General features: G+C 54.4%; 15 protein-coding genes and 1 tRNA gene. 15 read left to right on the plus strand and 1 reads right to left on the minus strand.

The window, feature by feature from the left end; translation table 11 throughout:
- The 9 genes from gspH (at position 1) to AAGR22_RS02735 (ending at position 6,434) form a co-directional block, all read left to right on the plus strand.
- Entirely contained in the window at positions 1–687 is a 687-nt protein-coding gene (gene gspH, locus AAGR22_RS02695) for a type II secretion system minor pseudopilin GspH (protein ID WP_345830125.1), read from the plus strand.
- Positions 617–946 carry a type II secretion system protein GspI gene (locus AAGR22_RS02700; protein WP_345831536.1) on the plus strand — a complete coding sequence of 110 codons (330 nt, stop codon included), beginning with the start codon at positions 617–619 and terminating at the stop codon, positions 944–946. Before gspH ends, AAGR22_RS02700 begins: the two co-directional genes overlap by 71 nt.
- The gene (gene gspJ, locus AAGR22_RS02705) at positions 933–1,529 is read left to right on the plus strand and encodes a type II secretion system minor pseudopilin GspJ (RefSeq protein WP_345830127.1); all 597 of its coding nucleotides are present in this window, start codon (positions 933–935) and stop codon (positions 1,527–1,529) included. The genes AAGR22_RS02700 and gspJ overlap by 14 nt, the downstream gene beginning before the upstream one ends.
- A 39-nt stretch (positions 1,530–1,568) precedes the next feature.
- The gene (gene gspK / locus AAGR22_RS02710; protein WP_345830128.1) at positions 1,569–2,636 is read left to right on the plus strand and encodes a type II secretion system minor pseudopilin GspK; all 1,068 of its coding nucleotides are present in this window, start codon (positions 1,569–1,571) and stop codon (positions 2,634–2,636) included.
- A gap of 10 nt (positions 2,637–2,646) precedes the next feature.
- Positions 2,647–3,855 carry a type II secretion system protein GspL gene (gene gspL, locus AAGR22_RS02715; RefSeq protein ID WP_345830129.1) on the plus strand — a complete coding sequence of 403 codons (1,209 nt, stop codon included), beginning with the start codon at positions 2,647–2,649 and terminating at the stop codon, positions 3,853–3,855.
- The gene (gene gspM, locus AAGR22_RS02720; RefSeq protein ID WP_345830131.1) at positions 3,852–4,340 is read left to right on the plus strand and encodes a type II secretion system protein GspM; all 489 of its coding nucleotides are present in this window, start codon (positions 3,852–3,854) and stop codon (positions 4,338–4,340) included. Before gspL ends, gspM begins: the two co-directional genes overlap by 4 nt.
- A gap of 48 nt (positions 4,341–4,388) precedes the next feature.
- Positions 4,389–5,252 (plus strand): A24 family peptidase, encoded by an 864-nt coding sequence (locus tag AAGR22_RS02725; protein WP_345830133.1) that lies wholly within the window; start codon positions 4,389–4,391, stop codon positions 5,250–5,252.
- Between the two features lie 49 nt (positions 5,253–5,301).
- On the plus strand, positions 5,302–5,697 hold the full coding sequence (gene gspS, locus AAGR22_RS02730) for a type II secretion system pilot lipoprotein GspS (RefSeq protein WP_345830135.1): 396 nt from the start codon (positions 5,302–5,304) through the stop codon (positions 5,695–5,697).
- A gap of 661 nt (positions 5,698–6,358) precedes the next feature.
- Positions 6,359–6,434, plus strand: a tRNA-Gly gene (locus AAGR22_RS02735).
- Between the two features lie 314 nt (positions 6,435–6,748).
- Here AAGR22_RS02735 and queG read toward each other — a convergent pair.
- Complete coding sequence (queG, locus tag AAGR22_RS02740; RefSeq protein ID WP_067704186.1) at positions 6,749–7,888, minus strand: tRNA epoxyqueuosine(34) reductase QueG; 1,140 nt, start codon at positions 7,886–7,888, stop codon at positions 6,749–6,751.
- On the opposite strand from queG, the gene nnr reads away from it, so the two are divergent.
- The 6 genes from nnr (at position 7,887) to hfq (ending at position 14,983) form a co-directional block, all read left to right on the plus strand.
- Positions 7,887–9,404, plus strand: coding sequence for a bifunctional ADP-dependent NAD(P)H-hydrate dehydratase/NAD(P)H-hydrate epimerase (gene nnr / locus AAGR22_RS02745; RefSeq protein ID WP_345830137.1), 1,518 nt, complete (start codon positions 7,887–7,889; stop codon positions 9,402–9,404). The genes queG and nnr overlap by 2 nt on opposite strands.
- A 2-nt stretch (positions 9,405–9,406) precedes the next feature.
- A complete protein-coding gene (gene tsaE / locus AAGR22_RS02750; protein WP_067704180.1) occupies positions 9,407–9,880 on the plus strand; it encodes a tRNA (adenosine(37)-N6)-threonylcarbamoyltransferase complex ATPase subunit type 1 TsaE in 474 nt (157 codons plus the stop codon).
- Entirely contained in the window at positions 9,880–11,553 is a 1,674-nt protein-coding gene (gene amiB, locus AAGR22_RS02755) for an N-acetylmuramoyl-L-alanine amidase AmiB (protein ID WP_345830139.1), read from the plus strand. Before tsaE ends, amiB begins: the two co-directional genes overlap by 1 nt.
- 17 nt (positions 11,554–11,570) lie before the next feature.
- A complete protein-coding gene (gene mutL / locus AAGR22_RS02760; protein ID WP_345830141.1) occupies positions 11,571–13,625 on the plus strand; it encodes a DNA mismatch repair endonuclease MutL in 2,055 nt (684 codons plus the stop codon).
- Positions 13,618–14,568 (plus strand): tRNA (adenosine(37)-N6)-dimethylallyltransferase MiaA, encoded by a 951-nt coding sequence (miaA, locus tag AAGR22_RS02765; protein ID WP_067704171.1) that lies wholly within the window; start codon positions 13,618–13,620, stop codon positions 14,566–14,568. The genes mutL and miaA overlap by 8 nt, the downstream gene beginning before the upstream one ends.
- 103 nt (positions 14,569–14,671) lie before the next feature.
- The gene (gene hfq, locus AAGR22_RS02770; protein ID WP_067704169.1) at positions 14,672–14,983 is read left to right on the plus strand and encodes an RNA chaperone Hfq; all 312 of its coding nucleotides are present in this window, start codon (positions 14,672–14,674) and stop codon (positions 14,981–14,983) included.
- The last annotated feature ends 121 nt before the right edge of the window (positions 14,984–15,104 follow it).

Raw genomic sequence — 15,104 nt, forward strand, 5'->3', positions numbered from 1 at the left:
GTGATTACGCGTAGTCAGGGGTTCACGCTGCTGGAGATGCTTTGCGTGTTGTTTTTGCTGGGGCTGATGGGATCGCTGGTAACCGGCGCGTTTCCCTCTCCGCACCGTGAGATGGCCAGAGAGCATGAAAAAATCCTTCTGGCGCTGCGCACTACGGCTGAGCGGGCCCAGCTTGAAGGTCGGGTTTACGGCCTGCAAATTCGCCCGGGTGGATGGGACATCAGGGTGTTAAGCCGGGATACCGAGCCTGCTGAGCTCCGGCAGTCGGGTGCTTTAATTGACGGCTACCACTGGCGGATAGCGAAACGCGGAAGTAAAACGCTGCAGTACCGCTTACCGCCACAGGTCGTGCTGAAAATTGAGGTTAACCGCGTGTCTTACTCCTCTGTCGGGGAAAAGGGGGGCGATGACAAACCCCAGGTACTCTTCCTGCCTGGCGGGGAAGTCACAGACTTCGTTTTATCGACGTCGATGCGACAGGCCAGTGACGACAGGGACAGGCAGGCAAACGGTGCAGCCGCAGGCGGGTTTATCACCTCCAGCGCACAATTTTTGCTATCAGAGGGTGAAAGCTGTGAAAGAAAGCGGAATGGCACTGATGGAAGTGCTGGTGGCGATGCTTATTCTGGCTATCTCAGCGACTGCGGTGTTGAGAACCAACGGACAACAGGTAAAGGCTCTCACTAGCCTGCAACAGAAACAAACTGGGGCATGGCTGGCAGACTCGAAGCTGAACGAAATCATGCTCCATCCTGCCAGCACTTCTGAGCTATGGCAGCAGGATTCTCAGGTGATGGGAGGCACGACGTGGCATCTTCGCTGGCGGCGAGTTTCCACCACCGTTCCGGGGATCGTGGCCGTGGAGATTGAAATCCGTCAAAACAGGAAGCAACAGCTTGTGGCATCGCTAAGAACGTGGATGAGCGTTAAGAATGAACGGACTTAAGCGACAGGCCGGTTTTACGCTGCTGGAAATGATTGTCGCTCTGGCGTTGACTGCGACAATCAGCGTGGTGGCGCTACAGCTTTTTCAGGGGGTACTGCACAGTTCGGAGCTGTTACGTGAGAAATCTACCCGGCTGATGCAACAACAGTTTGCCTTCTCGGTGATGGAAAATGATTTTTCACATGCTCTGCTAAGCGTTGCTGGTAGCGAAGATAAGGGCTTTACCCCGAACAACGACCTGCCCACGCCCGCTTCCGGGTCTGCAGTGCAGTTTTTACGGGGTAACTGGCTTAATCCCGGCGGGATGCTACAGCGTACGCAAATCGAGGTGGTCAGCTATCGCCTGAGGCAGGGAGAGCTGCAAAAAGTCAGTGCCGTATGGCCTGCGGATATATCGGGTCGCAAGCCCAAGGTGACTTCATTACTGACGGGTGTAGAGGCTTTTACACTCCGCTACTACAGCGGTAATCAGTGGGTTGAGGATCTCAATATGCTGAGCGTGTTACCGAAGGCCGTTGAAATAACGCTGGTGCTTACTGAGTCCGGGAAATTCAGCCGGGTGTTTCTGCTGGCAGAAGAGTGAGGGAAGAGGATGTCAGATCAGAAAGGAAGCGCGTTGCTGATGGTATTGCTGATGATGGCCTTAATTCTCACCATAACCGTGATGAGTAATGAGTACTGGCAGCACGTCATGACCAGAAGCCAGCACGCAGTCTGGCGGACGCAAATGAAGTGGACGCTGCTGGGCAACGAGAAGATTGTCAGGAACCAGCTGCAAAAAGAGCTGAAGATCCTGCCCGTCGGGCGGATTGCGGTGCTGGACGATGTGCATATCAGCTATGAAATTCGCGATAGAAGCGATTGTTTCAATCTGAACTCGCTGGTCAGCGCGGCCTCTTCTGACAAAAGCGATTTACCGGCGAGCACGGCAGAAAAAGATGAGGCACCGGAAAACGAGCCCTCTGTAGCGGGATCTCAAATCTCACCGCTGGATGGGTCGTCTGCGGTGGACACGTCATTGACTGCTAACGATCAGGGAATGGCGCAGAAAGCTGGGCATTATCCTGCGGCGGTCTTCACTCACCTGCTGATCAATGTCACCGGGATGGACCCTATAGCAGCAAAAAGCGTCACTCAGTCAGCAGTGGAGTGGGCAAATCGGGAAGCAGACGATTCGGTAAATAATGTGCCGGGCGATAAGGATGAAAATGCAGACAGAGAACGGTCTGTGGAACGGCCCGTTACCTATGCGCCGATGCTTGATAGCCGCGAGCTGCGCAGGCTAAGCGGCGTTGACCAGAAAGTCTGGGAGCTGCTGAATCCCTGGATCTGCGTACTGCCGGATAATAATTTAAACATAAATATCAACGCGTTGAGCCCAGCTCGGGGTGCATTGCTGGCGGCGTTGTTTACGGGCAGCTTGTCTGTTAGCAAGGCCAGCCGGTTATTAAGTGAAAGACCGCCGGAGGGCTGGACAGACAGTGCTTTATTAATGGCGGCAGCAACAGAGAAGGAGCTCGGGTTTAAGAAAGCGACAGGGAAAACGCTGGTGCTGAAAAGCCGCTATTTCTCGCTTTCTCAGTGGGTCACGGACGATGAAAATGAGTACGTTCTTCGCTCTCTGTTAAAAGACGAAAATAAAAAATTAACTGTCATCCAACGGCGTTATGGCATGAGCGAAGATTACTGAGTAAGAGTCAATGAATAATATTAAGAAAAAAGCAGGTAAGCGTGCGGTGCTTTTTATCCGGCCTTCGCCCTCTTCCGACCAGCGCGCTGAATGGCTTTATTCCATTAATAAAGACATTCAGGCCACAGGTGAACTCCCAGGTATGGCCAGCATTAACAGGCTGAAGGAATATGCTGCAGCAGGTGATGTCATATTGATCCTTCCCGGCGAGTTCGCAGTATTTCACACTGTTGATATACCCGGTGCCGGAAAAGTAAGAATGAGCCGCCAGCTGCAGAAAGCTCTGCCCTACTGGCTGGAGGATAAGATCCCAGGCGAAGTCGACGCACTGGAGTGGCTGCGGGTTAATGTTGAGCCTCCCTTCAGTATGTTCGGCGTGGATAAAGCGGTGTTGCAGGCATGGATCAGTTGGTTTACCGAAGCCGAATTACCGCTGCATCGCATCGTGCCGGATACGCTTTGCCTCCCGGTTCCCTGCGACGAGGAGTGGAGCTGTGTTCAGGATGGTGAGCGATGGGTTATCCGTCAGAATACGGGGAGCGGCATGGTGCTTCATCGTCAGTGGCTCTCCGCCCTGTCTGGCGATCTCCCTGTTGCAAAGGTGTACGGCGTCAATACCGGGATTGCGCTTCCGGCAGGATGGTATCCGGTTATAGCGGGCAATACGCTTGAGTGCCTGGCGGCTCACAGTAGCAGCACGACGGTGAATTTACTTAAGCAGCCGGTGGGTGTCAAAAAAGGCGTTCTGTTTAAGGGTTGGAAATATACGGTACTACTGGCAACCCTGGTTTTGGGAATGCTCTGCCTGTCGCTTTTTCTACGTGGCTATCAGTATCAGCAGGCTGCAGAACGGATGGAAATGCAATCTCAGGAATTATATCGGGAAATCACGCAAAGTAAGCGAAAAGTGAGCAATCCTAAATTCCGACTTATGCAGATAGTTAAAAATAACGAGCAAAAGCAGCAGCAGCAGAGTGGCGTGATGCAGTTACTGAATATCCTGGCCGTCGCCAGTGATGCTGAGGCTGGGATCGTTATTCATTCGATCTGTTATGACGGCAATCAGGACGCATTATTTATTGAGGTACCGCGTGAAAATGCCGAAAAGCTAAGTAACGGTCTGGAAGCCCTGTCATTAGTCGTTCGCACAGCAGAGCCGGAGCTGAAAGCACATAATGATCCCCAGACGGTGTGGCTGCAAATGGACAGACAGAAATGAAAGAGAAAATAATCGAGCGCTGGAAGGCATATTCCAGCAGCGAAAAAGGCGCCTGTCTGGGGGTGATAAGCGTTGCGGTTGTGCTGTTTATCACTTGTGGTGTCGTTAGCCCGTTGAAAGAGTACGCTGACAGCACGAATAAAAGGATGATTAAGGCTGAAGAGGATTTGCAATGGATCGCTCAGCAAAAAAACCTTTTGCTTAAGCTAAGTGGACGCCGCGCCGCAAATAAAAGTCCAGACCCTTTATTAACCTCTGTTAACCAAACTATGATGAGAAACGGCATAACGGCCATCATTGATGATCACTCTCCGCAGGAGATAAAGTTGCAAATAGCGGCTATTCAATTTAGCCATTTAATCAGCTTTATGAATGAATTACAGGAAGAGTCTGGGATTGAGGTTCTCCAGCTAAATACAGTGGCGCAAAGCGATAAGGATGATGTCGTGAGTGTAACTGAGTTGGTGTTAAAACATGGCCAATGATGGATGCTTCAGGACGTCAGCGCACCGTTGAAAGAAAGGACACGTTAAATGGATTTATTCGCAGAAATTGCGCGGGACCTGCCGGTGCTCTGGTGGGCAGGACTGGCGACAGTGGGACTCTGTGTCGGCAGTTTTTTAAACATGCTGATCTATCGTCTGCCGCTAATGATTTCCATCGCGGAACAGAGAGCCGAAGAAAGAATAGCCCCGTATTCTTTCGCTACTCAGCTTGATACGCGGCAGGAAAGGGGAGTATTTAACCTGTTAATTCCGGCGTCACACTGTACCTCATGTCGCACCCCACTGGGCTGGAGGAATAATATTCCACTCTTAAGCTGGCTATTGATCCGGGGAAGAAGCCGCTGCTGCAATAAACCCATTAGCATTAGCTATCCGTTGGTGGAGTTAGTCACTATGGGTGTGACGCTGTTCTGCGCCTGGCTGTTCCCTCCTGGCCTTGCGTTAATTGGAGTACTACTTTTCAGCTGGTTACTGCTTGCACTGGCTGTTATCGACGGCAAGACCTGGCTGCTGCCGGATGCCTTAACCTGGCCCCTGCTATGGACGGGGCTACTGTTTAATCTGAACGGTCAATTTGCACCGTTGGAGGATGCAGTTTTAGGCGTGATAGCCGGTTATAGTTTGCTGTGGTTATTTAACGCGGTGACATCATCCCTGGTGAAAAAAAATTGTATGGGTAACGGGGATTTCAAACTTACAGCCGCTCTCGCTGCGTGGAGCGGCTGGCAATGCCTGCCGCAGCTGCTATTACTGGCGGCAACGCTGGGAATACTCGCCATTGCACTCGCGCATTTAGTGTATAAAAAAAACCTCCGCTCCGCTATTCCGTTCGGGCCTGCTCTGGCCGTAGCTGGATGGCTACAGGTCACGGGGGTCTTAACTACGGGATAGCAGGCTAGTTAATAACGGACAGCGTTTTTTAAACTTAAGGAAAAGAATAATGATTCACAAAAAATACTTATTTAATTTCTGTGCGGCATCTTTAATGTTGCTGACGGTGACGGGGTGCCAGCAAAGCGCCAAAAAGTTAAATATTACATCAGTCGCCGAAATGCCTGAAATCGAGCAGCAGGTCCAGCAGCTGTCGGCCATTGTGGGGGGAGGGTATTACCTGAAAGCAAAATGTCATCGCAGTGACCTGCCTTCAGGGGAGAAGATGTTGTCCAGCATCCTTGAACTGGCTAAGCAGCGCAGCTGGCCGGTGGATGCCGCAGAGTACCAGCAGCTGGCTGAAAAGAGTGAGCACATCTATCAGGCTCTGCTCACTGACAGCACTCCAATAGAGCAGCAGTGTCAATTTTTCAACCAAAAAATTAGCGGGTATTTTCACGGTTAATACTTCTGAAGAACTGCACTGCCCCTGGAGCTCATCCCATCATGAAATTTCATTGGTCATTATGACGTAAGGCAGTGCTCAACGTCTTCACGTGCGTCGTATACGCTGCGTTTTTTTGCCTGCAACCTAAAGTACCGGCTACAACTCCCGCTACTGGTGCAAAGGCCCCAGCAACTAATCCTGCCACCCCGACAGGCAGTAACGGTAAGTGGCCGACGGTGACGCCACCCTCCGGTTTTGTTGGAGGCCCGGGCAGTTCAAGCGGAGTCGGGGGCGGACAGCCCAAGCCAGGCTCCACGCCAGCCATTAACACGCGCAGTGAAAACTGGAAAACCCTGATAGATAATAAATCGAATACGCCTTCCGCTTCTGGCGGCAATAACAGGTAACACTTAAGCCCGGCGCGCAGACTGAGCGAACCGGGCTTACTTCTCAACGTGTACAACCGGTATCCTCAGGCTGGTCATGGCACGGTTTTACCCACGACATCATGCCCATCGGGATCATCCGATCGCTAAAAAGATCTTGTCATCAACAAGCATAACGTTCATAATCCCCTCCATTCCGAAACAGGGAATAGAGAGACCGTTTAAAATCAAAGAGTTAGCGCGAAGTTGCTGATTTTTTCCACGGATAGTCTCTTTCACAATTCAGATCGTATGCGGGAATAGCTCAGTTGGTAGAGCACGACCTTGCCAAGGTCGGGGTCGCGAGTTCGAGTCTCGTTTCCCGCTCCAAAAAAATGACGAAAAGCCTGGCCGACAGATGATTTATCCACAGCGGTAATTCAGCTGTGCTTCGCTTTTTTTGCCATTTATAAATACATCATTCACAGAGTTATCCACAGGTTAGCCGCCGCCCTGCATGGCTTCCCGAACAGGCATCTTTTTTACATCTTTTGATAACCACATGAATTAATTACTATAAATAATATTTCAATTTGTTATCACGATCCCTTGTGCTTTCTGTGACAGTTGAATGACAACGACTTTTTATTTTTATTCACAGCATGTGGAAAACTGTTCCGGTGGCCTGAGCGACACCTTCGTTGTCAGGCATCACGCGGTAGTCCTTTCTCAATCGACCTGAGCAGGCGCTTATGACGCGCCGCCGTGATTTCTACTGCATTTTGCTTCCTGCTTTCTAACTGACGCTCAACCGCCCACTCAATATGCTCATCCAGCATCGCGTTCTCGCCTCGCCTGGCGACAAGCGCGTCAAGATTCTCCCGCGCCCAGGGGGCATTGCCCAGCGCAACGGCGATGTTACGCAGCCAGCGCAGATGGCCTATGCGCCGAATGGCCGAGCCTTCCGTTATGCGCAGAAATGTTGCCTCATCCCAGGCAAAGAGTTCGGTGAGGGGAGGCGCATGCAGCACCGCTCGCGGGCTAAAGTCTTCTTCATCCGTTAACTGACCGTAGCGATTCCATGGACAAATCAGCTGGCAGTCATCGCAGCCGTAAATTCGATTGCCAATCAACGGCCTGAACGCTTCCGGGATCGCGCCCTCTAACTCAATGGTCAGGTATGAGATACAGCGGCGCGCATCGACCTTGTAGGGTTCAACGATAGCGCCTGTAGGGCAGGCAGTCATACAGGCAACGCAGCGGCCGCATTGATCCTGCTGGGGGCTGTCTACGGGAAGGGGAAGGTCAATCAGTAACTCGCCAAGAAAAAACCACGAGCCTGCTTCCCGGTTGAGGATCAGAGAGTGTTTACCGGTCCAGCCCAGTCCGGCCCTGGCCGCCAGCGGTCTTTCCAGCACCGGCGCAGAGTCAACGAAGGGGCGAAAATGCGCGTCAGTACAGTGCTCGCGGATCAATTCTCCAAGCTTTTTCAGTCGATTGCGCAATACTTTGTGATAATCACGGCCAAGTGCATAGCGGCTGACGTAGCCAAGCTGGGGGTTTTTTAGCGTACTGGCGAACGCAGCCTTCGCCGGAAGATAATTCATGCGCACGCTGATAACCCGGAGAGTGCCGGGAAGTAGCTCGTGAGGACGCGCGCGCATCATGCCGTGGCGTGCCATCCAGCTCATCTCGCCGTGATACTGTTTGTCCAGCCACGCCTGGAGACGAGGCTCTTCCAAACTTAAATCGGTATCGCAAATGCCGACCTGTTGAAAACCGAGGGTCTGCCCCCAGTGCTTGATATCCTGGGCGAGTTGAAAAAGATCAAGAGGATGTGACATGAGTAACCTGAACCAGCAAGAAAACATCGCCAGTTTACCCTATTCCGTCTGGCCTGTAGAGGCGCTATCCCACCTTGAGCAGCAGGGGGCGGATGCGCTGGGGCTGACGCTGTTTGAACTGATGCAGCGCGCGGGAGAGGCCGCCTTTGCTAAAATCCGCAGCCTGTGGCCCGATGAGCAGCACTATTTAATCCTCTGCGGTCATGGCAATAACGGCGGTGATGGCTACATCATCGCCCGGCTGGCGCAGTCAGCGGGATTAACGGTCACGCTGATCGCCTGCGATGGCAGCAAACCGTTACCGGCGGAGGCCGGACAGGCGCGCGAGGCCTGGCTGGCGGCTGGCGGCATTGTTCACGATCCCGCGGTAGCCTGGCCTGAGAACGTCGGAGTGATTGTCGATGCGCTTTTAGGCACCGGCGGTAATCGTCCCCCTAAAGCCCCTTATGATGCGCTAATCCAAAAAGCTAATGCCCACCCGGCACCGGTTTTCGCCGTCGATGTGCCGTCCGGGCTGGTCGCCGCTACGGGTACGGTTCCCGGTGAGGTTATCTTCGCGGTTCACACGCTGACGTTTATTGCACTAAAGCCCGGCCTGCTGACCGGAAAGGCACGCGATGTGGTGGGCACGCTGCATTTCCATGCGCTAAGCCTGGATCCCTGGCTGAATGAGCAGCCTGCGCCCATTTCGCGCTATGACGCCAGTGCACTTTCTCGCTGGCTGAAACCGAGGCGGCCCACGTCGCATAAGGGCGATCACGGTAAGCTGGTGATTATTGGTGGCGATCGCGGGACGGCAGGTGCGATCCGCATGACCGGCGAGGCCGCATTACGCGCCGGAGCCGGCCTGGTGCGAGTGCTTACTCACAAAGATAATGTTTCCCCCTTACTGACCGCCCGTCCCGAGCTGATGGTGCATGAGCTTAGCAACCAGAGTATTGACGAAGCGCTGGAATGGGCCGATGTCATTGTGATTGGACCGGGCCTCGGGCAGGGCGAATGGGGCAAAAATGCTCTGAATAAGGTAGAAAACTCTCAGAAACCCATGCTTTGGGACGCGGATGCACTTAACCTGCTGGCAATCAGTCCGGATAAACGTCAAAATCGGATTATTACCCCTCATCCCGGCGAAGCGGCACGATTGCTGAATGTGAAGACCAGCGAAATTGAGAGTGACCGCTTACATTCCGCGACGCGTCTGGCAAAACGCTACGGTGGCGTGGTAGTACTAAAAGGTGCCGGTACGCTGATTGCCAGCGAAAAGGGCGAAATGGCCATTGCCGATGTAGGCAATGCGGGGATGGCCAGCGGCGGTATGGGTGACGTACTGTCGGGTATTATTGGCGGTTTGTTAGGACAGAAGCTCTCACCGTATGAGGCGGCCTGTGCAGGATGCGTTGCGCATGGCGCAGCCGCTGAAGCCGTGTCCAGACGCTATGGTACGCGGGGAATGCTAGCGACCGATCTGTTTTCCGAGCTCTATCTGTTTGTTAATCCTGAGATGTTGAATAAATAAGAATGAAGACCTGTGTAATCACATTGCCCGATGAGGCAGCAACTCTCGACCTTGGTGCCAGCATGGCCCGATTCTGCACGGCAGCGGCTACTCTCTATCTGTATGGCGACCTCGGCGCGGGTAAAACTACTTTTAGCCGCGGTTTCCTCCAGGCGCTGGGGCATCAGGGTAATGTGAAAAGCCCAACCTACACCCTTGTTGAACCCTATATTCTGCCGAACCGCCGGGTGTATCACTTCGATCTCTATCGCCTTGCCGATCCGGAGGAGCTGGAGTTCATGGGCATCCGGGACTACTTTACCGGCGACAGCCTCTGCCTTGTCGAATGGCCGCAGCAGGGCGCTGGCGTGCTGCCGACGCCGGACATTGAACTTCATCTTCGCTATCAGGGCGACGCGCGTGAGGCTGAGATTACCGCCTGTTCCGCAACGGGTGATGAAATTGTGCGGCAGCTTGCCGCAGAGAAGGGCTGTTAATGATGTTGCGCATGAAGATGGGTCTGATACTGGCCCTGTTATTCAGTACATTCTCCACCCTGGCCGCGAATTTGTCGGATATCAACGTCTCGAACGGCAACAGCAAGGCGACGGTGACGCTCAATTTCAGCGGGCAGCCGATTTATGCTTTTTTCCCGCTGCACAATCCTGACAGGGTGGTGCTGGATATCCGTCAGAGCGGCGTGATCAAGGGATTACCCCTGACTTTTAGCGGCGAAAATATCGTTAAGCGCATTCGCTCCAGCAAGCCGGTAGATGGTCAGAGTATTCGGCTGGTGTTTGAGCTGAGTCAGAAGGGCAAGACCCGCGCGATAACCCAGCGTAGCGGCAGCAGCTACAACGTAATATTTACCATTTCAGGTACGCAGCAGGCGCCGCCAGCCGGTCAACAGGCCACGATAAGTCCCGCTTCGCGCACCGCCTCCCCGAGCCGGGCGACCGCCGCTGAAAATCCGTTTAAGTCGAAGGCTGTCACGGTCGTCAGCAGCAGTAATACCGTCCTGCGGCCCGGTGCAAGTGCTACCGCGACCAATGACGCGGTGATCGTGGCCATTGACGCCGGGCACGGCGGACAGGACCCTGGCGCTATTGGCGCAGGCGGATTAAAAGAGAAGAATGTCACTATTGCTATCGCCCGTAAGCTGAAAGTCCTGCTGAATGAGGACCGGATGTTCAAAGGCGTAATGACCCGCGATGGCGACTACTTTATTTCGGTGATGGGCCGCTCCGACGTGGCGCGCAAGCAAAACGCTAACGTGCTGGTGTCTATCCACGCCGATGCGGCCCCAAATCGCAGCGCATCCGGGGCTTCCGTCTGGGTGCTGTCTAACCGACGTGCCAACAGCGAGATGGCGGGCTGGCTTGAACAGCATGAGAAACAGTCAGAGCTGCTGGGTGGCGCAGGTGACCTGCTGGCGAACAGCCAGGCCGACCCTTATCTGAGCCAGGCGGTGCTGGATTTGCAGTTTGGGCACTCCCAGCGCGTGGGCTATGACGTGGCGGTCAAAGTGATCGCTCAGCTACAGCGCGTGGGTTCGCTGCACAAGCGCCGTCCTGAACACGCGAGCCTGGGCGTTCTGCGATCGCCGGATATTCCTTCCCTGCTGGTGGAAACCGGCTTTATCAGTAATCCTTCGGAGGAGCGACTGCTTGGCAGTAGCGCATACCAGCAGAAGATTGCCGAGTCGATTTACAAAGGACTCCGCAACTACTTCCTGGCGCACCCGCTACAATCGGTCCCAAAGGAGGAAAACCGACCGCTGCAGTCCGCAGCGGCGGTTAACGTCGAACCGATACCTGCTCCGGCAAATACGCAGTATTCTGGGCCTACTCAGCGCCATGTGGTAAAACGGGGCGAAACGCTTTCCGGTATTGCCGCGCAGTATGGCGTGAGCATGGCGACGCTGCGCACCCTGAATACGCTGAAAAGAGACGTGGTATGGGTTGGACAGCGCCTTAAGGTTCCGGCGGGCAGTCAGCTTACCCGCGCCAGCAAGCCGAAAAGGGTAATGCGCCACAAAGTGGTCCGCGGCGACTCACTGACCGCAATTGCTGCACGCTACGGCGTCAGCCCGGGCACCATCATGCAGGCCAATAAAATGAAGTCGCAGAATGTGATGCTGGGTCAGACGCTCACGATCCCGACCTCGTAATTAACCAAGGAACCTTTATGCCCATTCAGGTGTTGCCTCCCCAACTTGCTAACCAGATTGCGGCCGGTGAAGTGGTGGAGCGTCCGGCGTCGGTGGTCAAAGAACTGGTTGAAAATAGCCTGGATGCGGGTGCCACGCGCATTGATGTCGAGATTGACCGGGGCGGTGCAAAGCTGATCCGCATCCGTGATAACGGCAGCGGTATTGGCAAGGATGAACTGGCGATGGCGCTTGCCCGCCATGCCACCAGCAAAATTACGTCGCTCGACGACCTGGAGGCGATTGTCAGCCTCGGTTTTCGCGGTGAGGCGCTGGCCAGCATCAGCTCGGTTTCACGCCTGACGCTGACGTCGCGGACGGAAGCACAAACAGAAGCCTGGCAGGCCTACGCGGAAGGGCGGGAGATGGCGGTGACGCTGAAACCGGCGGCGCATCCGGTTGGTACAACGCTGGAAGTGCTCGATCTCTTCTACAACACGCCTGCCAGGCGTAAATTTATGCGCACCGAGAAAACGGAATTTAACCACATTGATGAAATCATTCGCCGTATAGCGCTGGCGAGATTTGATGTGGCCTTCTCGCTGACGCACAACGGCAAGCTGATGCGGCAGTATCGTGCCGTGAGCGGCAGCGGCCAGCAGGAGCGACGCCTTGGTTCGATCTGCGGCCTGCCCTTCCTGAACCATGCCCTGGCAATAGCGTGGCAGCACGGCGATCTGAGCCTGCGCGGCTGGGTGGCCGATCCTGCCGGTTCGCGCACCCTGACCGACCTTCAATACTGCTATGTGAATGGACGGATGATGCGCGATCGGCTGATCAACCACGCGATTCGCCAGGCCTATCAGGATAAGCTTGGGGACGATCACCAGCCCGCCTACGTTCTTTATCTGGAAATCGATCCGCATCAGGTCGATGTCAACGTGCATCCTGCCAAGCATGAGGTACGTTTCCACCAGTCACGCCTGGTACATGATTTTATCTATCAGGGCGTGGTGACCGTCCTGCAGGAGAGCGCACAGCCCGTACTGCCGGGCGCGGAAGGCGAATCTCCGGCGCGCTGGCAGCCGGAAAACCGTCAGGCTGCGGGCGGTAACCACTTCTCTACGCCTGTGGCGACGACATCAGCGGGTGACGATCACCTCTCTACACCTGCCACGGGTAAAGCCGTGGGCGGGAATGTGGTGCTATCGTTGGAGGCCGGACACCCGACATCCGTTGCCGGGCGTTCCTCTCAGGGGAGTGCAGATCGCGCAATATTCCCGTCAGACAGCAATTCATCTTCACCGACGGGCGGGTCGACACATTCAGCGGGCGGCTCCTCTGCTTCGTCGCAGGGTGGTGCGACACGTCCGATCGGTGCGGGCGGCATGCCTCCCGCCAGGCAGCGACAGGAGCCGGTTTACCAGAAAAAAGAGGGGGCGGTTTACCAGCAGCTATTGAATGTTTCTGGCGCCTCCCGCATCAATGAGCAGAGTCCGGCACCAAAAATTCAGGCGGCCTCGCCGCTCGGTGGTCATAGCCAGAGCTTTGGCCGCGTCCTGACCATTATCGGGGAAGATTGTGCGCTGGTTGAGGGGCACAACCAGCTGGCGCTGATCCTGCTGCCGGTGGCGGAACGCTGGCTAAAACAGGCCCAGCTGGAACCAGGCGAAGAGGGGCTTCGGCCACAGCCGCTGCTTATCCCCCTCAGAATGAAAATCGACCGGCCCGAGCGTGATGCCCATGCCCGCTACGTCAGCCTGCTGAATAAGATGGGGATTGACCTGCAAACCGACGGGCATCACATCCAGCTACGGGCGGTGCCTTTACCATTGCGCCAACAAAATTTACAAATCTTGATTCCAGAACTGTTAGGCTATCTGGCCCGGCAGCAGGATGTCAGCACAACGCAAATGGCGCAGTGGTTAGCGCGCCATGCGGTTGCTGAACACCCTCACTGGAATCACTCGCAGGCGATTGCACTGCTGGCCGATCTCGAACGGTTATGCCCGCAGCTGATTAAATCGCCACCTTCTGGATTATTGCAGCACATCGATATTGAACAGGCGATGAACGCCCTGAAGCATGAGTGAAACATCCAAGGCTGGCCGGCCAAAGGCACTATTTTTGATGGGCCCGACCGCGTCGGGTAAGACGGCGCTGGCAATTGCACTACGCCAGCATCTGCCTGTTGAGTTGATTAGCGTAGATTCTGCCCTGATTTATCGCGGTATGGACATTGGCACCGCCAAGCCCTCCGCAGAGGAACAGCGTCTTGCTCCCCATCGTTTACTGGACATCCGCGATCCGGCAGAAGCCTATTCGGCAGCCGAGTTTCGTCGTGATGCGCTGGCTGAAATGGCGGAGATCACCCGGAGCGGTCGAATTCCGTTGCTTGTTGGTGGCACCATGCTCTATTACAAGGCTTTACTGGAAGGATTATCGCCGTTGCCCCCGGCCGATCCTGAGGTGCGTCAGCGTATTGAGCAGAAGGCGAGTGAGTGTGGATGGGATGCACTTCACCGTCAGTTATGTGAAATAGATCCCATTGCTGCAAATCGTATTCATCCGAATGATCCCCAGAGACTCTCGCGAGCACTGGAAGTTTTTTTTATTTCGGGTAAAACTTTAACGGAACTGACTAAAATCTCAGGTGACGCCCTGCCCTATGACGTTGTTCAGTTTGCGATAGCCCCTCAGGCGCGCGAACTGATTCACCAGCGTATTGAGCTGCGTTTTCGACAGATGTTGGCGTCAGGATTTGAAGCGGAGGCTCGGGCGCTTTTTGCACGAGGTGATTTGCATACGGATATGCCTTCCATTCGTTGTGTCGGGTATCGCCAGATGTGGTCATTTCTGACGGGTGAGATCGATTACGATGACATGGTTTATCGGGGAATTTGCGCGACCCGGCAGTTGGCCAAGCGCCAGATGACCTGGCTTCGTGGGTGGAAAGATGTTCACTGGCTGGATAGCGAACACCCTGAAGCCGCACGGGTGAAAGTGTTACAGGTTCTTGGTGCGAAGCATGGGTGATTGTGTACAATTGGTACGTTATCTTGCGCAAATTTTTTACGCAGTATTTCAGAACCGCGAGGTTCTTAAGTAGCAAACAACAAGCATATAAGGAAAAGATAGAATGGCTAAGGGGCAATCATTGCAAGATCCGTTCTTGAACGCACTGCGTCGCGAACGTGTTCCGGTTTCGATTTATTTGGTTAATGGTATCAAACTTCAGGGTCAGATCGAGTCGTTTGATCAATTTGTGATTTTATTGAAAAACACGGTAAGCCAGATGGTGTATAAACACGCTATCTCCACCGTTGTTCCGTCCCGTCCGGTCTCCCACCACAACAATAACGCGGGTGGCGGAAGCAGCAACTATCACCACAGTGGCAGTACTCAGGGGGCTTCAACTCAGCCTCAGCAAGACGGTGACGACGCAGAGTAATCACAGGTCTTATATGACGGGGGAGCGTTCTTCAGGTTCCCCGTCCAGGTAGGATAATGCCAGCCTGATTTGCCCGGGCAGATAAAGCCTGGGCCAAATTACGCAAATAAACGCCGTTTTC

It is taken from the genome of Erwinia sp. HDF1-3R (assembly GCF_039621855.1).
In the GTDB taxonomy this organism is placed as follows: domain Bacteria; phylum Pseudomonadota; class Gammaproteobacteria; order Enterobacterales; family Enterobacteriaceae; genus Erwinia.